The organism is Moorena producens PAL-8-15-08-1, from assembly GCF_001767235.1.
Lineage (GTDB): Bacteria > Cyanobacteriota > Cyanobacteriia > Cyanobacteriales > Coleofasciculaceae > Moorena > Moorena producens_A.
Genome location: NZ_CP017599.1, coordinates 7974536 through 7996000, shown reverse-complemented (window position 1 = coordinate 7996000; position 21465 = coordinate 7974536). Strand labels below are relative to the sequence as shown.

Genomic DNA, 21465 nt, shown 5'->3' with positions numbered 1-21465 from the left:
TAACTTACTCTGGGTGGGTGCATTAGAAGAGCGAATAAATAAATGGTGCAATACCTGAAGCATTGGCAAAGATTAAGAACAACCCAAAGGCAAGAAGTATTGTAACCATGGGAATCAACCACCACAGCTTCCGTTGCCATAAAAAGACTAATATTTCACCTACAATGCCCAAGTTTGTCACCATAGCACGGAAAAAGTTTTCCATTTTATATCCTCATTTCTATTATAAATATCCGAATTTGAAGGTAATTATTGATATATAAACGTGAGCTTTGGGCTTCTTTACTCAGCAGAATCCAATCTTAAATATGTATCTATCTGTTCGGCTAGTAACCGATAGCCCTCAGCCGCATAATGGGCAGGCATTCGGAATGGAAATAGTGACAAAGGATCGGGATGGGTAGAAATTACGTCATGAAAGTCAATAATCGGAATTTCTAGCTCTTCGACTAAGGACAACACGTCGTTTCGGTAGTGTAAATTATCTTTTTTTGATGTTCCGCCGTAACGGTCCCAAGCGGGAAGGTAAACAAAATATAACTGACCGTCCCAAGAATTTACCTGATCTTTTGCCTCACTCAGTATCTTACGGAACAGAGGAAGTGATGAGGCTTCGCTTTGTGACACTTCCCTTGGTGACGGCTTGCTTATTATAAACTTCAACTCTCGACGCAAATCATATAGCCTTGAGATACTTCTGAACTTATAGGAAAGCCTGTTTCTAGATGCTTGACTTTTTTCTTGCTTTTTAATGTAGTTCACCAAAAATTGGTCAATTTCCGGCTGTCGTTTCAGCAATCCTTGGCTAAAATCCCTTTCAAGATATTGCAACAAAAACGAAGATTTTTTCTCGCTGATCAGACCTTCTATGTCATTCTCTTCATAATAAAACCATAGTACTATCCTAGGTCTTACGGGTGCCCCATATTCTTTGAGGGTGGCCAGCTCTGCCAATGGCCCATTACCAATATTACCTAGATTTAAGAGCTGTCTGTTCCGTTGCCTGAGTTGCCCACCGATGTCTTCCCCCGGCTTGACACAAGCCCCGTGGGTAAACGAATCGCCGATCAAGACCATATCCAGGGCTCGATTTTCGTAAATGCCGGGTGGATTATTAAATCCGTGTTCATCACTCTGATAAACAGACCACTCTCCTGATTCATTGCAAAGTATGGTTAACTTATTTGAGACCCCCCCCAATGGGTAGATATGATCTTCGCCAACATCCACCCCCTCGGTTCCCCTGAGAAAAAAAGCATGAAAACCGGGATAAGCCTCAATGCCTTCTTTTCGGAGGTCCATTAGAACTTGCAATTTGGTTCGCTTATCGAAGGGAACACCACTTTGCTGTGCTCGCTTAATTCCCTCAAGTCGTATTCGTTCCTCTGTTGGTTTTCTAATCCCTCCTGCCACTCCAAAAAAAAGTAACACTTCTAGCACATATAGAGCGAAACCCATCGATAGCAGGGCGAGGGCAAAATTGACTTTCGTCTCTTCGCGCCACTTTAATAAAGCAAAACCAAACAGTAATAGGCCAGCAACAGCAACTAGATAATACTTAGTTAACTGCTCCGGGGAAAGCGGTGATAAAAAGGTAGAATGAATAAGAACCGCCAGACAAAATGTAATGGCACATGTCAATACGATATTAGCAAACTTCTCCGGTTGTCTCATATTAACTAATCCTGAAAAGCTAGCACGACCTAAACTAATAAATTATCAATTCAATTCCATCGGTAAAATTATCTACAAAATAAACAGTGAAATTTTGTCATAAACAACACCAAAAATAAATCTGGGATTTTACCCCTAGAATCGCACACCGAAAACCATCAACAACTACCACTTCTAGACTGCCGACGGGTAAATTCTCCTACTGAGGGGTTTCCTTGAGGATCCATCACCCCTGTTACCTGTTGCCATAACTGATCTGGAGCCAAAGATACCTTATAGGTGCGATCGCCTGTCTTGCACAAGTGATACCAGTTGGTTGACTGGCACTGACTACACCAAAAAGCCTCTAGCCACTCTCCTTCCAGAGCTACTGTGGTGTTACTGGCGATCAGCATCAAGGCATATTTTTGTTTAACACCACGCTGGATTAGTTGTCCTGCTCGATCAGCAAACAACCGATATTTTTGACTAGCGCTATCAAGGTAGCAACGATGAATTGGACAGAAAATAGCTCTTCTTTTAGAACGTTTCCGATTGCGTTCACTTCTTCTTTTACCTGTTGTTTTAGTGCAGTTATTCATTAGTTTATTAAATAAAAGCTAATTTTTTTCATTTACTAAGGAAAAATAGACACAAAATCTCCCCTTTACTCACTTTCCTGCAGTTGAAATTAAAACTTGATAAAAGTGAGGTGGGGAGAGACTGAGATCAATAAGACCATCGAAGCCCACTCCGAAAATTAAAGACTATTTAGTTCTTTAATTTTTTTGTAGTTAATTAGTTAATTAAATTGTAGATAGCACTGAGTAAAATTTTGAAATTATTTCCTAAACAAACCTAAACCAACAATTAGTAGTTAGGCACAAACTATTTAGTTTCAAGCTTCGTAGAGCTTTCCGGACAATTGAGTAAATTGGTGGGATAACTTTGTCTAATCGACCTCTGGGGTAAATTAGCTTTTAGCTCAGACCTGGGGTTTCAGGTTTATTTTACGCAGATGTATAATCTTTAAATTGCTTTTAGTAAACCATTGTCCATTCCTATATTCATATAATATCGATAAACTGCGAATAATTCAAAAAATACTTGCTAAGTAAAAACTACATTATGCCCTTGACATTGTCACTATTAATTATGACGATTTCTGTCTATTTTATAAAATACATAACTTTAAAAAAACAGTATTTATACGCAAAAAAATCCCCAATCTACACAGGAAATGCGTATAACTTTGCATACTACAAATTCATCGGCGGAATGTGGGCGACAAGATTGATCAACCAATAAATTACAGTAAACAGATCCCCTACTCAGCTTTTGACAACGCTTCATCAAGAATCTGATTATACTGTTTATAGCAATCCGTTTAGGAATTGTGAGAATTTTTGTTCCCTACTCCCTACTCCCTACTCCTTGTTCCCTGTTCCGAGATCCGCTGTTCCGAGATCCGCTGTTCCCTTTGCCCTTTGCTATAGCAATGAGGTCAGGACTAATCTTCTCTAGTCAATACTAGACTTCGCGGTAAGATGACAGATGCAGATGGCCAGATGGCCATCTGAAATTGATCTGTAGCGGTCTGAGCCCTAAGAATTGGGATTAGATCACCATGATATTGACAATTAGGCCAAATTCTAATAGAGAGTTGTCCCTTGTACTCAAGTCAAGTGACTAATGAAGGCAGCAGCTTAATTTGGATGCCACAAAGCGCTAAAATAAGCCAGTGACCCTCCCTGTCCTATTCATAGGATTGGGAGAATCAAGCTCGAAACTGATACAATGCCCAAGACTTACACCGTCGAATTTAATCACAAAGGCAACACATACACTATAGAGGTGCCAGAGGATCAAAAAATTCTTGAAGCTGGCCATGGGGCGGGGATAGATTTACCCAGTTCCTGCACCGCTGGAGTCTGTACCACTTGCGCTGCTAAACGAGTAGGAGAAGGCAGTGTAGACCAAGCCGATGGCATGGGTTTAGGACCAGAACTCCAAGCAGAAGGGTATGTGCTGCTGTGTGTAGCTTATCCCCGCTCTAACCTCAAATTTGACACGGAAAAAGAAGATGAAGTGTACGACCGGCAGTTTGGTCAGCCGTGATCAGGTCAGTGCTGCTATATAATCAAATACCATTAGCCGAATAGCGAGAAGTAATGGTTAGATAGATTAGGATAGCTAGATTATCCTAATCAGAATTAGGGAGAAAACCATGACAACCCATTTCATTACTGCAGAAATTGACCTCCAAGAGTCCCCTAAGGAACTGCACCAAGCTATTGAAGCAGAACTACAAGAACAGGGAGAACCCCTGCGCTGGGCAGTTACTCATGTAGACCCTGAGCAGGAGAAAGCTACGGTAGAGGCGATTGTAACAAAATCAGTCAATAGTAAGTGAATCAACGTCCCTATACCGTTGTTTTAATTATTCCTACTGGTGTAGGAGCCTCAATTGGTGGCTATGCCGGGGATGCCTTGCCAGTGGCTAGAGCGATCGCACAAGTTAGCGATCGCTTAATCACCCATCCCAATGTCCTCAATGGTGCCCAGTTGTACTGGAACTTACCCAACGCCTTCTATGTAGAAGGCTATGGCCTTGACAAATTTGCCGCTGGATGCTGGGGATTACGCCCTGTACATCAGAACCGGGTGGGATTACTCCTGGATCAGGGGATTGAACCAGAACTACGGTTGAGACACCTACAAGCAGCAGATGCCACCAGAGCTACCCTAGGACTGAATCTAACCGACTACGTAGTCACAGATGCTCCCTTAAATGTAGAACTGCGCACAGCAGCATCTGGAGCGAGTTGGGGAACAATTGGAAATCCCGATAGTTTATTGCGAGCAGCCCAAGTCTTGATTGAGCAAGCCGGAGCAAATGCGATCGCAGTAGTCGTGCGTTTTCCCGATGACATTGATAGTCAAGCATTGCAAGATTACCGTCATGGTCGAGGGGTAGACCCCCTCGCTGGTGCTGAAGCCATTATCAGTCACTTGATTGTTCGGACCTTTCAAATTCCCTGTGCTCATGCACCAGCATTGATGCCTTTACCCATCGATCCTAAATTGTCACCTCGTTCAGCAGCAGAGGAATTGGGCTATACCTTCTTACCCTGTGTTTTAGTAGGATTGAGTCGCGCTCCCCAATTTGTGGTCAACCAAAAAAATTTTCCCTCTTCCCTTGCTAATCCAGATTCTCAAAGGATTTCCTCAAAACCGGGGGACATCTGGGCTGATGATGATGTAGATGCGATTGTCATACCAGCAACCGCCTGTGGTGGTAGTGCAATGTTAAGCTTTAGCCAGCTGCAAACCCAGATCATTGCCGTTGAAGAAAACCAAACTACCATGGAAGTACCTCCAGAACCTTTGGGAATTAAAGCCATACGAGTAAACTCATATTTAGAGGCTCTAGGCTTGCTGGTTAGCCATCGTGCTGGGATCAGTCCTAAAGCTCTGAGTCCATCCCTATCATCCCTGGGTCGCTTAAATTTTTGTGACAAAACAAATTCCCGATAATCCCGAACTTGAACCCCTAACCCGCATCCAAGTACTAGTGGCAATGGGTATAACTGCCGTAGTCTTACTCATCTTTGCCAAGCTATGGCTGCAACTAGGCAAGCTCACTCTCCTCCCCATCAAATTTACCCCCAATGCCCTACTTATAGGACTAGCCATGGGGTTGGGAATTACTGGAGCCAGTGGCTTAGTGTATCGTCTTTGGCCAGCTTATCGCCAGAGTGCAGAAGTATACCTAAAGTTAATTCTCAAGCCCCTAATCATACCAGATTTAATGTGGCTAGGACTGTTGCCTGGTATGAGTGAAGAATTACTGTTTCGGGGTGTCATGTTGCCAGCAGTAGGGTTGAATGCTATCGGTATCATAGCCTCCAGTATGCTATTTGGGATTTTGCATCTAAGCGGTATCCAACAATGGCCCTATGTAGTTTGGGCAACCCTTGTTGGTTTGCTTCTCGGGTATAGTGCGGTAGCAACAGACAATTTACTCGTACCAATTGTAGCTCATATCGTGACCAACTTTGTCTCTAGCTTGGTATGGAAATTGGGTAATCTAGAAAATACAACATAGACTATAAAAGACTATTAAATTTAATTAAAAATCCAAAATTAAAAATTAAATAAAAATTAACAACTAAATAAAAATTAAATAATAATCCTCAATAAATTGTGATAATTTTTATGCCCTGTTCCCTACTCCCTACTCCCTACTCCCTACTCCCTACTCCCTACTCCCTACTCCCTACTCCCTACTCCCTACTCCCTACTCCCTACTCCCTACTCCCTACTCCCTTTGCTAAATAACAATTAAGAATTGATTAATGCGATCGCATCGACTATAATCCGATGTTCTTGGACTTGAATCCGGGCATGGAGGGTTTCTGAGGTATCATGGGGTAGCACAGGAACAGCTGCCTGGAAAAGGATGGGACCACTGTCAACATCTAGACTTACCAGGTGAACCGTACACCCTGTAATTTTTACCCCAGCCTCAAGGGCTTGTTCCACCGCCCGCACACCTTTGAAACTAGGTAATACGCTGGGATGGATATTGAGAATCCGATTAGGAAAAGCGTCTAGGAGTACCTGTGTCACCACTCGCATCCAACCAGCCATCACGACCCACTCCACCTCATACTGTCGTAAAGTTTCGACAATTTGTTGATCGAAATCTTCCCGTTTTTTGGTGTGCCGGTGATTATGTAGGACTGCTGGAATCCCGTATTTTTCAGCTCTAGCTAATGCTTTAATGCCTGGATTATTGTAAATGAGTACTTGAATTTGGGCATTGAGTTGGCCGTTAGCGATCGCACTAGCTATCGCTTCAAAGTTACTCCCACTTCCGGAAGCCATCACTCCCAGTTTCAGAGGGGAAGTAGTCCCTAAAGAGTCTACGGTCTGTGGTCGAGAAATGGTAGGGGAAATCAAACTGGGGCTGGACTCTGGAGAAGTTAGATTGGCAGTCATATCGGGAAATGCGATCGCACAGTCATAAGCATGACCATTAACATATCAATTTTATAGGAATGTTGAGATAAATGAGTTTCTGTAACCTTTCCACACCTCTGTTACTTGTAACTGTAGGCTGTCAGTAGCCGTGAGCCAAACATGCACCGGCACGCCTAATTAATTGCATACAAAGCTTAATTTCCGAGTCAGGGCAAACCCATCTTATTTTAAAATGCCTACTCGATATGAAACTCATACGATAAGTAATTTTGCTTATGAATTTTCCAATTTTGTCTGAGTAAGGCTTTTATAATTTAGATGGGTTTGCCCTGATTTGCGAGTATAAATTCCTATTAGCTTGTGGGACTCAAAACTTGTGCTAAGACCAGATTTAAGCATTATCCTGACTCTGCCAGCCGAAACCTAATAAAAATCGAAATTTATCATGAATATGCGGATTTTGAATGATATGATCGCGGTGAAATTAAGAGTAGGATAAAAGGCGATATGATGAGGCAAGCACCTGTTTCTCCTGTGGTGCTAGTTATCTTAGACGGTTGGGGTTACCGCGAAGTAACTGATGCCAATGGGATAGCCCTAGCAGAAACCCCTGTAATGGACAGCCTCTGGGCGGCCTATCCGAGTACATTAATTCGCACCTCTGGAAAGGACGTGGGACTCCCAGAGGGTCAAATGGGCAATTCGGAAGTGGGGCACTTGAATATAGGTGCTGGGCGTGTGGTGCCTCAAGAACTTGTGCGCATCTCTGATGCGGTGGAAAATGGCACTTTAAACGATAACCAAGCTATTGTGCAAGCATGCCGAGAGGTTAAATCTCGGGGTGGGAAGATGCACATCGTGGGTTTGTGTTCTGAGGGTGGGGTACACTCCCATCTCAATCACCTCCTAGGATTGCTAGCGCTAGCCAAAGCCCAAAATCTATCTGAGGTCTATATCCACGCGATTACCGATGGTCGTGATACTAAACCGACCGACGGCATTGAAGCAATTCAAAAAATTCAAGATTATATTGATCAAGTTGGCATTGGATGCATAGCCACCATTAGTGGTCGCTACTACGCCATGGATCGAGACCGACGCTGGGAAAGGATTTCAAAAGCCTATGAAGTCATGACTCAGGATGGTCCTGGAAATGCTATCTCAGCAGTACAATTCCTCAAGGAGTCTTATGAGTCAGAGATTACTGACGAATTTATCTTGCCCACACGGCTTACTCCTGGAGCTGTGACAGCAGGAGATGGAGTAATTTTCTTTAACTTCCGTCCAGACAGAGCCAGACAGCTGACCCAAGCCTTCGTGGATCCTAACTTTGATGGCTTTGAGCGGGAACAGATCAAACCCCTAACCTTTGCCACCTTTACCCAGTATGACCCCAGTTTTCCGGTATTGGTCGCCTTTGAACCTCAGAACTTGACTAATATTCTGGGGGAAGTTATATCCCAGCATGGGTTGCGCCAATTCCGAACTGCGGAAACAGAAAAATACGCCCACGTCACTTACTTTTTTAATGGTGGTCTAGAAGTTCCTTTCGAGGGTGAAGACCGGAAATTGGTGCAAAGTCCGATGGTACCAACCTATGATAAAGCACCAGCCATGTCAGCTACGGAAGTGACCGATGAAGTGATCGCAGCCATCGAAAAACGCATTTACTCCCTGGTAGTGATTAACTATGCCAACACTGATATGGTGGGCCATACTGGCAATGTGGAAGCCTGCATAGAAGCAGTGGAAACCGTAGACCGCTGCATAGGACGCTTAATTGATAGGATTATTAAAGTTGGTGGCACTACCCTGATTACTGCTGACCACGGCAACGCCGAGACTATGCGCGATGAGACAGGTAATCCTTGGACAGCTCACACGACAAACCCAGTACCCTTTATCCTAGTAGAAGGGGAAAAATTAAAAATCCCTGGACATGGTACAGAAGTTGCATTGCGCTGTGATGGATGTCTGGCAGATATTGCCCCGACCATCTTGGAAATCTTGCAACTTCCCCAGCCAAAAGAAATGACTGGGCGTTCTATGATCCAACCCGCTAAGTTGGAAGTCCGTAATAATCGGACACCCGTGCGAGTTTCTCTATAACACAGGAAGTTGAGAACCCCTTGGTTTTAACCGAGGGAGAGTTCAAAACTTTTCATTCCCGTAATATTTTCAAAAGAATGGTTAATCAAATCCTGCAAATTATTTGGGTTTTATCTGGCTTGGGTCTGATTATTTTGGTTTTGCTCCATAGTCCCAAGGGAGATGGCCTTGGCGGTATCGGTGGTCAAGCTCAGCTGTTTACCAGCACCAAGAGTGCCGAGAAAGCCCTGAACCGGGTGACCTGGATCTTGGCGATTACCTTTATGAGCTTGACAGTGATTTTAAGTGCAGGTTGGTTAAATCAGTAGATAATTTAGTGTTCAACCTTGGGGAGTAGGTGGTATAAAAACAATCAGCAGCTATGGATAGCCCTGTTAATAGGGGGTGTCACTTGTCTGTTAGTGATGTTGATTCAGTCCAGCACCGCAGCCGGTTTATACCCAAAGTTTAACCGATTAACAGAAGCCTCCTCTGCTATCCTGGCTTCGATGCCAGTCACCTCACCTGCCCTACCAGCTCCTAAGCCTCACCCTCTACCAACTCCCCTTGCCCAGTGGCAAGACCCTACCGGCAGCGGTGATTATTTTTCTGAAATCAAGGGGACTCCCTTAGGTTATCTGATCTGGTCTCAGTTTCCCGTCAAGGTTTATGTGCAACAGCCCCAACCACCGCCTGTGGTTGATGCTAAGCAGCAGCGCTTCCAACAATGGGTTGATGCGGTGCTAAAGGCGGTGGCAGAATGGGGGGTTTATTTGCCTCTAGAACTAGTTGACCAGGAGGAATTAGCAGATATATCGATTTTGCGATCGCGCCCTCCTCTAAAAGTTTCCTTGAACCGTGAGACCGGAACCTTTGATTGGTCTCGCGCTCGCTCAGCCGTTACTAGCTATGAATTTTACCTGGGGCAATCCATCAGTGCGCCAGAGCAAATAGTAGATAATTTATTATTACATAAGTTTACCATACTTCTCTCCCCTGAGCAATCCATTGACTACACCCTTGCCACTGCCCGTCACGAACTGGGTCATGCACTAGGTATTTGGGGTCATTCTCCTTTAGAAACTGATGCGCTATACTTTTCCCAAGTTCGCAATCCCCCGACAATTTCTGCTAGAGACATCAATACCCTCAAACGAATATACGAACAGCCAACTCGCTTGGGATGGCCTTTGCTCAAGGTAAAAGGTAAAAGCTAAAAGGCTTGCATTCATAGGACTTATGCCCCTGAAACCAAGAATTAAGTTATTAAATAATAGGCAAAAGCGAACTTTGGAGCACAGAACTTCAGGTGTGACCCGTGGCGAATTTAATTCTTAATGGTAAGAGCGCACCTCAGATGTACAGAGGTTCTACAGGGAAAGGGTGCATAAGTCCTGATCCAAATGAGAGTGCAAACAAATCCTTGTCTTGATGCAAAGCGCGAGTGGGGGAAACCCCCGCATGAAGGCGCTGCATCGCTGTGACATCCTACTTTCGGCGAGTATTGGGGAAGCTCCAAGCTAGTGGCTGTGAGCTTCAGTCGGTAGGAATACTTACCACTGTGCCAATAGCTAGAGCGATTGTCTGGTTTTAAGGGATTACACTATACTAGTAAGTCCTTAAGAAATGGCACAATAGTAGTTCGTATACTATGCTATAACACTCAGCTATGGGTATGACGTTTTCATAGCCATTGGCATCTGAGTCAGTTACTCAGCTTTACCAGAGTGCTCGTACCAAGTTGCAGCTTAAATCGTAACGAGAGGAAATAAGGACTTGGTTATTTCGCCATTGTCCGACAAGTAAATTGCACTTGAAAAACGCAACTTGGTCTTAGCTTTCAGCCCACTTGTCTGATTAATTAGTATCGGACATTTTTGTGGGTAAGATTTTTATTTTCGGTCGTCAGGTGTACATTTACTATTCGGCAAAATACCGTAACCCTAAACTAATAGCCTGAATGTGTCAATCTAGCATCATGCAGACTACCGAAAAAACTCAACCGAAACTTCTCAACCTCAAAAAACGCCTTAGTGAAATTAACGACTTAGAAGCAGCCGCATCTTTGTTGTACTGGGATCAAGCCACCTATATGCCTCCCGGTGGTGCAGCTGCTAGGGGACGTCAGCTGGCTACTCTACAAAAAATTGCCCATAGTAAATTTACTGACCCAGCCATGGGCGAACTCCTGGAAGGGTTACGCCCCTATGAAGAAACTCTACCTTACTTTTCTGACGAAGCTAGCCTAATCCGCTGCACTAGAAAAAATTACCACAGAGCCGTGCAGGTGCCAGCGGAATTTATGGGAGAATTCTCTGAACATCGGACAGAAACGTACAGTGTTTGGGTAAAGGCACGAGCCACCAACGACTTTGCAGCAGTGCGCCCTTACTTGGAAAAAACTCTTGACCTCAGCCGTGAAATGGCTTATTTTTTCCCAGGTTACGAACATATCGCTGACCCGTTAATTGACTTTGCTGACTATGGGATGAAAGTCTCTATTTTGCGGAGGCTTTTTTATCAGTTGCGAGAGGAATTAGTGCCAATTGTCGAGGCTATTACTACCCAAAGTCCCACCGATGACAACTGTTTACACCAACGATATCCTGAAGAGCAACAGTTAGATTTGACTCTCAAGGTCATGAAGCAAATGGGGTATGACTTTGAGCGGGGAAGGCAAGATCAAACCCATCACCCATTTATGATCAACTTCTCTACCGGTGATGTGCGCATTACGACCCGTGTTGATGAAGATGACCTGAGTCAGGCTCTATTTAGCAGCATCCATGAAATGGGTCATGGTCTTTATGAGCAAGGAATTAGGCGAGATTTGGAAGGCACTCCTCTTGCCTGTGGGACATCCTCGGGTGTCCACGAGAGCCAGTCCCGACTTTGGGAAAATATTGTTGGGCGTAGTCGGGGCTTCTGGAAATTTTTCTATCCCCAAGTACAATCCTACTTCCCCTCCCAACTGGGTAATGTTTCCCTCGATGCCTTTTATCAGGCAATCAACAAGGTGCAGCGGTCTGTAATCCGCACGGATGCTGATGAAGTGACTTACAATCTCCACGTCATGATCCGCTTTGACTTAGAACTGATGATGCTCGAGGGTAGGCTGCAGGTGAGGGATTTACCGGAAGCCTGGAATGAACGCTATCGTGAAGATTTAGGGGTTGTTCCCCAGAATGACAGTGACGGGGTGTTGCAAGATGTTCACTGGTACACTGGTCAGATTGGGGGAATGTTCCAATGCTACACCTTGGGTAACTTGATGAGCGCCCAGTTTTTTGAAGCCGCAGTAATGGAACAGACTGAAATTCTACCAAAAATTGAGCAAGGAAACTTTAGTACGCTCCATAATTGGTTGAAGGACAACATTTACCAACATGGTTGCAAATACACAGCGGCTGAATTGATTAAGAGCGTCACTGGTACTGCTTTACGCATCGATCCATTCATCCGCTACATCCGGCAGAAGTATGGGCAGCTTTACATGCTTTAATCTTTGTGTGTGCCAAAATAGTTATTTTGCGAGAACCTTGTCCATATATCTAAAAGAATATTTATTCCTGATCGGTAGTGCGCGGGAATGACTATTCTTTAGAGGAATTTTTTATAGGGTTGTTGGTTTCAATATAGTTGACTTGTATTTGGGGAGTTTCAATGCTCAACCTAATTCAGGATGTTCTCGAAAGTGACGAAAAGAGCGATCTACGTCACTTTACCAGCCAGTTAAAAACTGCAGAACCCAGGTATTTACTGCGCAACGAAATTCTGGCTGCTTTTAATGAATACTGCACTAACCACAAAAAATCTGAATACTTTTATCATTCTTCTCATTTAGGGAAGCTGATTTATTACACCCAGGAAATTATTCTGGAAGATGAAAGTCTATGCTTGATTATCCGACCAAAAATTGCGGCTAAAAGAGCTTTCCGTCTGTTTGAAGACTTAAGGGCGCAAGAGGTTACACCAGAGGAACTGCTGAATATACGCGATCGCTTTGTCAATCGCTACAACCCCAAGGTCGGGGAGGTTCTCCAGCTGGATTTTCAGCCATTTTATGACTACAGCCCAGTCATTCGCGATCCCAAGAATATTGGTAAGGGAGTCCGCTTCCTAAACCGCTATCTCTCCAGTAAACTGTTTCAAGACCCTGAGCAATGGTTGGAGTCGTTGTACGGTTTCTTGAAAGTACGTCATTTCCAAGGAAACCAGCTGCTGATTAACGAGCGCATTCAGAATCAGCAGCAACTGTCAGAGCAGGTGAAGTTGGCCTTGGAATTTGTAAGCGATCGCCCAGACAGCGAATCCTATGACAAATTCCGCTTTAAGCTGCAAGAGATGGGTTTTGAAGCAGGCTGGGGAAACACTGCTAGTCGGGTGCGGGAAACCTTGGCAATGCTGGATGAATTGATTGATGAACCGGATGATGGGGCATTGGAACAGTTCCTCTCCCGCATCCCAATGATTTTCCGGATTGTCCTGGTATCGGTTCACGGCTGGTTTGGACAAGAAGGGGTATTAGGACGTCCAGATACAGGGGGTCAAGTGGTATATGTCCTTGACCAAGCTAAGAGTTTAGAAAAGCAGTTGCAAGAAAACCTGACTCTGGCGGGATTAAACATTCAGCCTAAGGTGATCATTCTCACCCGCTTAATTCCCAACAATGATGGAACTCGCTGTAATGAACGGTTAGAAAAAGTTAACGGTACAGAAAATACCTGGATTTTACGGGTACCGTTTCGAGAGTTCAATCCCAAAGTTACCGAGGATTGGATTTCTCGGTTTGAGATTTGGCCGTATCTAGAAACCTACGCCATCGATGCCGAAAAGGAACTGCTAGGAGAATTCCAAGGTCGTCCCGACCTGATTGTAGGAAACTATTCCGATGGTAATCTAGTAGCGTTCCTGCTGGCGCGACGGTTGAAAGTTACCCAGTGCAATATTGCCCATGCCCTAGAAAAGTCCAAATACCTATTTAGTAACCTGTATTGGCAAGACTCAGAACAGCAATACCACTTCTCCCTGCAATTTACTGCTGATTTAATTGCCATGAATGCGGCTAATTTTATTATCAGCAGTACCTATCAGGAAATTGTGGGTACTGCTGATAGTGTGGGTCAGTATGAGTCTTATCAGAACTTCACCATGCCAGACCTGTATCATGTGATAAATGGCATTGAGTTATTCTCTCCAAAGTTTAATGTAGTGCCACCGGGAGTAAATGAAACCATCTTCTTCCCCTACACCCGCACTCAAGGGCGAGTAGCTAGTGATATTAAGCGGTTGGATGAATTTCTGTTTAGCCTAGATGACGAGGCCCAGGTGTTTGGCAAACTGGATTATCCTAACAAGCGCCCGATTTTTTCCATGGCTCGTCTTGACCGAATTAAGAACCTGACTGGGTTAGTGGAGTGCTTTGGTAAGAGTCGAAAGTTGCAGGAACGCTGTAACTTGATTTTAATTGCGGGTAACTTGCGCACTGAAGACTCCAGCAACAGCGAAGAAAAGGCAGAAATTGTCAAGCTTTACCAGATTATTGAGGAGTATAATCTCTACGGCAAGATCCGCTGGTTAGGGGTCCGCTTATCAAAGAGTGACTCTGGTGAAGTCTATCGGGTGATTGCTGACCGTCATGGTATTTTTGTTCAGCCAGCGCTGTTTGAAGCCTTTGGTCTAACAATTTTGGAATCCATGATTTCTGGTTTACCAACCTTTGGTACCCAATTTGGTGGACCGTTAGAGATTATTCAGGACAAGGTCAATGGTATCCTGATTAACCCGACTAACCAGGAGGAAATGGCTCATAAAATCCAGGATTTTGTGACTAAGTGTGAGGAAAATCCCCAGTACTGGGAGGAAATTTCCAATCAGGGCATAGAACGAGTCTACAGCACCTATACCTGGAAAATACACACTACACGGTTGCTATCCTTAGCACGGATTTACGGCTTCTGGAACTATACGTCTAAGGCCAACCAGGAGGATATGCTGCGTTATCTAGAGGCGCTGTTCCATCTGATTTATAAGCCTCGGGCTAAAAAGCTTTTGGAGGAGCATATGAGTCAGAGTACTTAGGTTTTATAGCAATTCTCATCAGGAGTGAGCGACATTGCTTATCCTTTTAAGGCAAAAGGAATCCCCCCTAACCCCCCTTATTAAGCAGGGCTGTTTCATTATAGAGTAAAAAGGTGTATAGTGAAGCAATAGCCCGAAAAAATGGCATAATTCCCATAATATACCCAAATTATGGAGAAAAGCTTAATCGACTATCTCAAAGAAATACCTGATCACCGAGATCCTCATGGTGTTCGTCATCCTCTATGGCTAGTGCTTCTAATTATCATTATGGGGATGATGAGTGGTTATTGGGGTTATCGACAATTGGGTAGATTTGTGGAACGCCACCGCACAGCAATTTTTTAGTAGACTTCAAATTCATGCATGCTCGTGTTCCTTCTTATTCAGCAATCAGAAGAGTCATGATTAATTTAGATTACGAAGAACTCCAAGTTCTGTTTAATCAATGGAGTCAACAATATAGTTTGATTCCCTCTAATGAATGGGTATCGCGCTCATGGAAGAGCCTAAAAAATACCGTTACTGACTACGTTCGCGTACCGTGACCAAAGGTCAATCAGGCGCAACAAAACTTTATGAGCTGTGTGTCGGCTTTGCATCAAGACAAGGCTCCACTACCTTACGGTAACTTCAAACGCAGTGGAACTCGCGGTAATGAACCCTTCCAAACTATTAGTTATTATCTTTGTTCAAAATCACCTCAATCTCGTCGTTTGATGGATGGAATTAGAGGACATTGGCTGATTGAAAATTCTCTTCATTGGGTAAAAGACGTCATTTATAAGGAAGATATTAGTCCCCAAAAATCCGGATTTGCTCCAAAAAACTTATCTTTGCTCAAAACCTGGGTTTTAACCCTTCTTCGAGCACATGGCTTTGATTCGATTAAGGCAGCAATCAGCGAAGCGATGCAGCGCGGTCTTGGGGAGCCAGTGCGGTCTTGGGGGTTCCCCCCGGAGACGAAACCTTAGACAGTTGAGCCTTTATGGTTGGTAGGCTATGCAGAAAAGGGGTAAAACTTATTGATTAAGGCTCAACTGTCTGACGGTAACTTCTAACCATGAGCAACTGGCGTGGTTTCCCCCACTCGCGCTTTGCATGGCTGACAATGAGCCATAATCTGAAGTATATCCTCAGTTTTTGTACTTAAGAGTAATTATCTCCGATTATCTTCTATTTTAATCAGAATGAAACAGCCCTGCCCTCCTGGGAGGGGTTAGGGGTGGGTTCCTATTACCTTAGTACTAATGTTGCTGCATAAGTGACATGCTCCCTCATAAGTGGCTTTGGTGGCTGCCCAAGTCCCACAGGCTTCTGGCACAGTTGCTGACGGTTTTTTAGATAGATTATCTACGATGAGGATTAATCTTTTGGTTCGTCTAACATCTCCCAATTGAGCATTTTTTAATTCGGCTGTAGCCCACCCTGACATCAGCTTGCTCCTATACATTTGCTTTCATATTCTAATATGAATAGAGGATCAATTTCCTGATATCTACCCCTATCACGCACACCCGAGGGTACCCTGATAATCAAAATTATCTCCTGATCAATGTCAACTAAATTAACATGATTCCCCCAAAATCCCCTCTAACTAAGTAGGTGGGCATAAATAAACCTTAAACTCAGATCTTGCACCTCATCATAAAAAAATCAAAACCTTGCTGATGTAACCAGGGTATAAGTGTATCAAAATGAGTCAAAATACCCATAAACAAAACATGAAAAAAAAGTAAAATAAGTGCCTGTCGGGCACAATGAAACCAATCTAAATTATCCATAAATTCTAAATGTAAATAAACCCAATAAGCCAATAAATAATAAATCAAATATAAAATCAACCAACGATAAACACCCAACAAAGTATTTTGTCCAAAACGATGTAAAATAAAACGATGTTTAACCGTCTTAAAAAATCCCTAAATTTGCCATATACGCCTTCCCCAACGAGCAATCGTTTTTCCTTTCATCGCCTTAGTTGAAATCACAAAACGTTGCACTCTCTTACCATCTCGTTTCAGCCAAACCCATGATAAAAATACGGAAAAATCTAAACCTTTGAGGTAAACTTGTTGGCCACGGGTTTTAATTTGTGACACCTTACGACCATGGCCAAAAGCTGACGGGGTGACAAACAGCCTTGGCCAAAAGGCCACGCTACGCGAACAAAGCCTTACAGGGTGTGGGGTGTGGGGTGACGGGTGTAGGGGAAGATCAGGAGCTGGCTAGGTGGCATTGGATCGTTTAATCAGGTTTCGGAGCGATTGTTATCCCTGGGATCACTCCAAATTCCCTGTCTTGATGCAGTCGCTCATGGGGGAAACCCCCAAGACCGCGCTGCATCGCTTCTATTTTCCCCACCCCCTACCCCCCACACCCTACACCCTGTCTAGTTTTTAGCCTTGTTGTCACCCCCTGAGCAGAAATTGTCAAGACGACCTATCAATTCAAAATGCTACCAGAATTATATCAAAAACATTTAAAAAATCTCCTTTCCGAATCTCAATTATTGTTTTTTTACCTTGTAGTAATCATTGTACAAGATATCAAGGATGTTAAACTCGAAAAAATTGCTGAATCTTTACCTTTGCCTATTAAATGTAACTCAAGGCGTAAAAAGTTACAGAGATTTTTTTCATTACCAATATTTCAAATAAAAAAAATGTGGTTTCCACTTGTTAGAGAATGGCTCACTCAAAAATTTGATAAACACAAAAAAATCTATTTAGCCATCGATAGGACTAATTGGAATAACAAAAATTTATTGGTGGTTAGTATAATTTATAAAAACCGAGCAATCCCAATTTATTTTGAACTTCTTTCAAAACTTGGTTCAAGTAATTTTTTAGAGCAAAAACAAATACTATCAACTATTATAGGGCTATTTGATAGCTATCATGTTGTTATTTTGGGAGACCGAGAGTTTTGTTCAGTTAAATTGGCTGAATGGCTAGACAAACAAGGGTTTAAGTTTTGTTTAAGACTTAAAAAAAATGAGCAAATTGAATTAAAAAATCAGGGGTGGATTTCCCTGAAAAACTCGGGATTAAAACCAGGAATTTCGTTATTTTTTGAAAAGGTTAAAGTCACAAAAACTAAACAAGTATCAGGATTTAGTATTGCCTGTAAATGGAAGAAAAGTTATCGAAAGTCAGTAAGCCAAGAAGGTTGGTTTATCCTAACAAATATGAGCGAATTGTCTGAGGCAATATCAGCTTATAAAAAACGTTTTGATATTGAGGAAATGTTCCGAGATTATAAAAGCGGTGGATATAATATGGAAGGCAGTAATGTTGTCGGTAAACGCTTTATATCTTTACTTATTATAATCTCTTTTGCTTACTTTATTGCCACAATTAAAGGAGAAATAATTAATAAAAAAGGAGTTCAGGACTATGTAGCGAGAGTCAAAGAATATGGGCGATTAACTAAAAGACATAGCAGTTTTTATATTGGAATGTATGCTCAAAAATGGATTCATTTTATGGATAAATGTTGGGAATTAGTTTATGCTTTGATGCGTTTAAGTCGTCATAAGCTCGATAATTATTTACGAGGTATGAGAGCTATGAAGCTTATACAGTCTACTTTTTAGCTCTCATGTCGCCCCCCCAGCAATTTCTGACCTATCTTTTTTTACCATAATTCGCTCAATTTAATATATATCAAGGGTTACGGGGCGCTTGTCGCCCCCCCAGAGTTAAAACTCAAAATACGAAAATTCAGCTGAAAGCCTTTATCTAAGAGGTTTTCATAATTTTGAATATCAATCGCTATTTTACGGATAATTAAGCCCACCTACTTATCACGATTTTTCGCTCCTTTTTGGCAAAAGGCTTTCCCTATACAAACTGAACGAGAACGTGGGACGTCAATTTTTTTTATCCCAATCATATAAAATTAAATTTGTCAAGTTACATTATGTTAAGAAATATGGGTATTATAACGCATAGCTAGAAGGACGGGGCTTGAAACCCAATTTTTTGGTCAAGCAGAATTTAGTTACGATTAGGGTTGACAGGTAGTTTTTTTGTGCTATATTTCTGATAGTGTATAATTTTTTGTGGGGGTATAAAGGCTCAGAAACCTAAGTACACCTAAGTAAAGTTAAAACAGTAAAAAACTGTTGCAAGGGAGCAAGGAAGGGTTAAAAAACGCTATCTACCAAGGAGCTTGAAACTTGGAAAATATCAGATGTTCAGACCTTGACGAGAAGTTTTCCAATCTGGTAGGGTTGTTGCGCTATAGAGCCCTAACTCAGCCTGATCAAATAGCTTATACCTTCCTAGAAAAAGGGGAAGAACAAGCTGATCTACTCACCTATGAGGTATTAGACAAACGCTCAAGGGCGATCGCCAGCCAGTTGCAGTCTCTGGGGGCAACGGGAGAACGAGCTTTGCTAGTCTATCCACCAGGTATAGACTTCATTGCTGCCTTCTTTGGGTGCTTGTACGCTGGCGTAATTGCAGTGCCCGCTTATCCACCACCCCGACGCAGTCACAATCTGTCTCGGTTGTTAGCGATCGCATCTGATGCAGAGGCTCGGTTTGCCCTAACTACCACATCTCTATTGACGGAGTTAACCAGTCGCTTTGCCCAGCATCCAGATCTGGCTCGGCTGCACCTGCTTGCTACCAATAAATGCTTACGCGACTTTGGGTTGAACTGGTCTGAACCAAGCCTAGACAGCAGTAGCGAGCGCCTTTATCCAGTAAACTTCCGGCTCTACCGGGACACCCAAGGGAGTAATTGTGAGTAACGGTAATCGGCTAAACAATCAGCGGATGATTAAGCAAGCCAAAGGACATAGCCAGCAAACAATTGTAGTAGGTTGGTTGCTGACTTTCCACGACATGGGACTGATAGGAAATGTATATTTATATTAAAATTGAATAAATTACTTAGCCAACAGCGTTGGTCAATGAAAAAATGAAATATGTAGGGAGCAATCTCTCCGTAGTTATCCTTACTGGGTTAGATAAGCGTACCCATGGATTACCAAGGCCTACTTAGCAAACCGTAAAAATTAAGGAGACAGTTTGATGTAAACTCAAATAGATGTGACAATAGATTCTTTTCAGCTAGGCAAAATGGGAAACAAGTAATGATTTTTCTAGTCTACCTTATGAACAGGGCAATCGCATCTAAATCAGGAAAACCAACGAAGCTAAAGTGATTGGACTTGTTTTCCACAATATTTCTCATTTTTGGTTGGTTAAAGGAGCATGCCAACGGGGTCGGAACAATCTGGCGGCATGATGGGGTTGGGATGTGCTTTGTTGTGGTTTCCTCTAAGAAGTTGTGCAGTCCTCACTGTGCTGGTCTAGCAAAACCTAACAGGAATGATTGCTGAGCAACAGGTTTATGACAAAGTCATTATCCATGGCCGCTCGGTAGCGTTTCTGGGCAATACTTTGCTTAGAGGGTTCTCGTTTGAGTAAATTCAGCCGACTTGCGTCGCAGCAGTCCCATATTCATTGGTCCATGAAGGCGTGCGAATACGGCTATGGTCTTCGCCAAAGGTGACATCTAAGATCCAAGGTCGGCTATTTTCAATCCCCCAGTGGGAGCGGATCGCCTTCCCTAAAACCCTGGCATCTGCACCTAAGCTGGTGATGTAGAAACACACCTCTGTAGTCGTTTTATTCCAAAGACGTCGCTCTCGTTTGACCATCACCACGCGCGGGTTTTGCCCTGCCATTTCGAAGGATTGGGCAAATCGGGCAATTGGCTGATGGGCACCGCCCACACTTGTCGATGCGTTGGTCCGATGATGACCTGCTTCTGTATGCTCGTGATAGCTATACGTGGGTCCCCTCCCAATGCTTTTTTTCAGCCGCCTTAAAGAATATCTTCACTGCCTTGTGGAGCTTGCCTTGATTCCCTTTGAGTGCCAGGATATACTCCCCACCTTGGTCTCGGATTTGGGCAGCAAGATCGCGCTGAGTACCCATTGCATCTAGGGTGATAATCGCACCCTGAATATCCAATAGATTCAGTAGCTCTGGAATGGCTGTAATCTCATTCGACTTGCTCTCTACCCGTTGTTGGGCCAAGACCAGATGGTGTTCTGAAGCCCAAGCACTGACTGTATGTAAGGCTTTAAGTTGATGCTCTCGGTCATAGGAGCTACGGGCTGTTTTGCCATCTATGTTGATCAGCTTAATCTCCAGCTGGTCGGTAATATGTCCGACCCAACTCAAAAAACACTCATGCAACTGCTGGGGGTCAATCAACCCTAAGACTCTCGAAAAGGTATCGTGTGAGGGAATACCATGAGGCAATGTCAAGAATGTCTCTAACCATTGCCGTTTCGCTTTTCCATAGGTTTCAATCCCTACCATGCTATCCGCCCCAGATAGGGTGGCCAGGATGGCAATAGTTATGATTTCGACCAGTTTTTGCTGTGGCTGCCGTTTCACCCGAGGCTCATCCAATCTCTCAAACTCCTTAAGCACACGAAGTCTGAGCTTTTTCAGCGTAACCGAAGGAGGGGATATGCTAGGAGCACCAAAACCTGTTGACATGAGGATTGAAAGGATGTGAAAGGGACTGATTCCATCTGTCTGTAGTGTCCTTCATTCCAGAAGAGTTGTCTAGTCCTATCACTGACTATGTTAAATACCTATTTTGTCAAGTACAATTTATACAAAA

24 protein-coding genes and 1 pseudogene are annotated in these 21465 nt (G+C 43.3%); 17 read left to right on the top strand and 8 right to left on the bottom strand.

Going from position 1 to position 21465, the window contains the following annotated elements; translation table 11 throughout:
* Positions 1 to 22: 22 nt before the first annotated feature.
* The 3 genes from BJP34_RS29210 to BJP34_RS29200 all read right to left on the bottom strand — a co-directional run bounded on the left by BJP34_RS29210 (position 23) and on the right by BJP34_RS29200 (position 2255).
* Positions 23 to 205 (bottom strand): DUF5989 family protein, encoded by a 183-nt coding sequence (locus BJP34_RS29210; RefSeq protein ID WP_070395371.1) that lies wholly within the window; start codon positions 203 to 205, stop codon positions 23 to 25.
* Positions 206 to 282: 77 nt separating this feature from the next.
* Positions 283 to 1674, bottom strand: coding sequence for a hypothetical protein (locus BJP34_RS29205; RefSeq protein ID WP_070395370.1), 1392 nt, complete (start codon positions 1672 to 1674; stop codon positions 283 to 285).
* 158 nt (positions 1675 to 1832) lie between these two features.
* Positions 1833 to 2255, bottom strand: a complete 423-nt coding sequence (locus tag BJP34_RS29200) for a hypothetical protein (protein WP_070395369.1) — start codon at positions 2253 to 2255, stop codon at positions 1833 to 1835.
* 794 nt (positions 2256 to 3049) lie between these two features.
* Between BJP34_RS29200 and BJP34_RS44765 the strand changes: the two genes are divergently transcribed.
* The 6 genes from BJP34_RS44765 to BJP34_RS49635 all read left to right on the top strand — a co-directional run bounded on the left by BJP34_RS44765 (position 3050) and on the right by BJP34_RS49635 (position 5994).
* Complete coding sequence (locus BJP34_RS44765; RefSeq protein ID WP_158517533.1) at positions 3050 to 3187, top strand: hypothetical protein; 138 nt, start codon at positions 3050 to 3052, stop codon at positions 3185 to 3187.
* Between the two features lie 263 nt (positions 3188 to 3450).
* A complete protein-coding gene (locus BJP34_RS29195; protein ID WP_070395368.1) occupies positions 3451 to 3771 on the top strand; it encodes a 2Fe-2S iron-sulfur cluster-binding protein in 321 nt (106 codons plus the stop codon).
* A 109-nt stretch (positions 3772 to 3880) separates the two neighbouring features.
* The gene (locus tag BJP34_RS29190) at positions 3881 to 4066 is read left to right on the top strand and encodes a hypothetical protein (RefSeq protein ID WP_070395367.1); all 186 of its coding nucleotides are present in this window, start codon (positions 3881 to 3883) and stop codon (positions 4064 to 4066) included.
* Positions 4063 to 5190, top strand: coding sequence for a DUF3326 domain-containing protein (locus tag BJP34_RS29185; RefSeq protein ID WP_070395366.1), 1128 nt, complete (start codon positions 4063 to 4065; stop codon positions 5188 to 5190). The genes BJP34_RS29190 and BJP34_RS29185 overlap by 4 nt, the downstream gene beginning before the upstream one ends.
* Entirely contained in the window at positions 5168 to 5761 is a 594-nt protein-coding gene (locus tag BJP34_RS29180) for a CPBP family intramembrane glutamic endopeptidase (protein ID WP_070395365.1), read from the top strand. Before BJP34_RS29185 ends, BJP34_RS29180 begins: the two co-directional genes overlap by 23 nt.
* Positions 5762 to 5859: 98 nt before the next feature.
* A complete protein-coding gene (locus BJP34_RS49635) occupies positions 5860 to 5994 on the top strand; it encodes a hypothetical protein (protein ID WP_267876407.1) in 135 nt (44 codons plus the stop codon).
* A gap of 3 nt (positions 5995 to 5997) precedes the next feature.
* Here BJP34_RS49635 and purN read toward each other — a convergent pair whose 3' ends face one another.
* Entirely contained in the window at positions 5998 to 6657 is a 660-nt protein-coding gene (gene purN / locus BJP34_RS29175) for a phosphoribosylglycinamide formyltransferase (protein WP_070395364.1), read from the bottom strand.
* Between the two features lie 492 nt (positions 6658 to 7149).
* On the opposite strand from purN, the gene gpmI reads away from it, so the two are divergent.
* The 8 genes from gpmI (at position 7150) to BJP34_RS29145 (ending at position 15782) form a co-directional block, all read left to right on the top strand.
* Positions 7150 to 8748: a 2,3-bisphosphoglycerate-independent phosphoglycerate mutase gene (gpmI, locus tag BJP34_RS29170; protein ID WP_070395363.1), complete on the top strand. Its 1599-nt coding sequence runs from the start codon at positions 7150 to 7152 to the stop codon at positions 8746 to 8748.
* A gap of 77 nt (positions 8749 to 8825) precedes the next feature.
* On the top strand, positions 8826 to 9056 hold the full coding sequence (secG, locus tag BJP34_RS29165; protein ID WP_008191847.1) for a preprotein translocase subunit SecG: 231 nt from the start codon (positions 8826 to 8828) through the stop codon (positions 9054 to 9056).
* 18 nt (positions 9057 to 9074) lie between these two features.
* Positions 9075 to 9944, top strand: coding sequence for a peptidase (locus BJP34_RS29160; protein ID WP_070395362.1), 870 nt, complete (start codon positions 9075 to 9077; stop codon positions 9942 to 9944).
* 761 nt (positions 9945 to 10705) lie between these two features.
* A complete protein-coding gene (locus tag BJP34_RS29155; protein WP_070396938.1) occupies positions 10706 to 12229 on the top strand; it encodes a carboxypeptidase M32 in 1524 nt (507 codons plus the stop codon).
* Positions 12230 to 12390: 161 nt separating this feature from the next.
* Positions 12391 to 14808: a sucrose synthase gene (locus BJP34_RS29150; RefSeq protein WP_070395361.1), complete on the top strand. Its 2418-nt coding sequence runs from the start codon at positions 12391 to 12393 to the stop codon at positions 14806 to 14808.
* Positions 14809 to 14979: 171 nt separating this feature from the next.
* Positions 14980 to 15156 (top strand): transposase family protein, encoded by a 177-nt coding sequence (locus BJP34_RS37735; RefSeq protein WP_083305405.1) that lies wholly within the window; start codon positions 14980 to 14982, stop codon positions 15154 to 15156.
* A 56-nt stretch (positions 15157 to 15212) separates the two neighbouring features.
* Positions 15213 to 15356 (top strand): hypothetical protein, encoded by a 144-nt coding sequence (locus BJP34_RS44760; protein ID WP_158517532.1) that lies wholly within the window; start codon positions 15213 to 15215, stop codon positions 15354 to 15356.
* A 30-nt stretch (positions 15357 to 15386) separates the two neighbouring features.
* Positions 15387 to 15782, top strand: a complete 396-nt coding sequence (locus tag BJP34_RS29145) for a DDE transposase family protein (RefSeq protein WP_070395360.1) — start codon at positions 15387 to 15389, stop codon at positions 15780 to 15782.
* A gap of 245 nt (positions 15783 to 16027) precedes the next feature.
* On the opposite strand, the gene BJP34_RS29140 is transcribed toward BJP34_RS29145, so the two are convergent.
* Positions 16028 to 16243, bottom strand: coding sequence for a transposase DNA-binding-containing protein (locus BJP34_RS29140; RefSeq protein WP_070395359.1), 216 nt, complete (start codon positions 16241 to 16243; stop codon positions 16028 to 16030).
* Between the two features lie 487 nt (positions 16244 to 16730).
* Entirely contained in the window at positions 16731 to 16967 is a 237-nt protein-coding gene (locus tag BJP34_RS29135; RefSeq protein ID WP_070395358.1) for a hypothetical protein, read from the bottom strand.
* A gap of 296 nt (positions 16968 to 17263) precedes the next feature.
* Here BJP34_RS29135 and BJP34_RS29130 point away from each other — a divergent pair.
* From BJP34_RS29130 to BJP34_RS41240, 3 genes and pseudogenes are all read left to right on the top strand, one after another.
* Positions 17264 to 18456: pseudogene (locus tag BJP34_RS29130) on the top strand (IS4 family transposase).
* A gap of 535 nt (positions 18457 to 18991) precedes the next feature.
* Complete coding sequence (locus BJP34_RS29125; RefSeq protein WP_070395356.1) at positions 18992 to 19570, top strand: AMP-binding protein; 579 nt, start codon at positions 18992 to 18994, stop codon at positions 19568 to 19570.
* Positions 19563 to 19697 carry a hypothetical protein gene (locus tag BJP34_RS41240; protein ID WP_158517531.1) on the top strand — a complete coding sequence of 45 codons (135 nt, stop codon included), beginning with the start codon at positions 19563 to 19565 and terminating at the stop codon, positions 19695 to 19697. The genes BJP34_RS29125 and BJP34_RS41240 overlap by 8 nt, the downstream gene beginning before the upstream one ends.
* A gap of 557 nt (positions 19698 to 20254) precedes the next feature.
* Here the strand turns inward: BJP34_RS41240 and BJP34_RS49630 are convergent.
* Positions 20255 to 20635: an ISAs1 family transposase gene (locus tag BJP34_RS49630; RefSeq protein ID WP_324611098.1), complete on the bottom strand. Its 381-nt coding sequence runs from the start codon at positions 20633 to 20635 to the stop codon at positions 20255 to 20257.
* Entirely contained in the window at positions 20613 to 21338 is a 726-nt protein-coding gene (locus BJP34_RS46760) for an ISAs1 family transposase (RefSeq protein WP_202972037.1), read from the bottom strand. Before BJP34_RS46760 ends, BJP34_RS49630 begins: the two co-directional genes overlap by 23 nt.
* Positions 21339 to 21465: the final 127 nt, after the last annotated feature.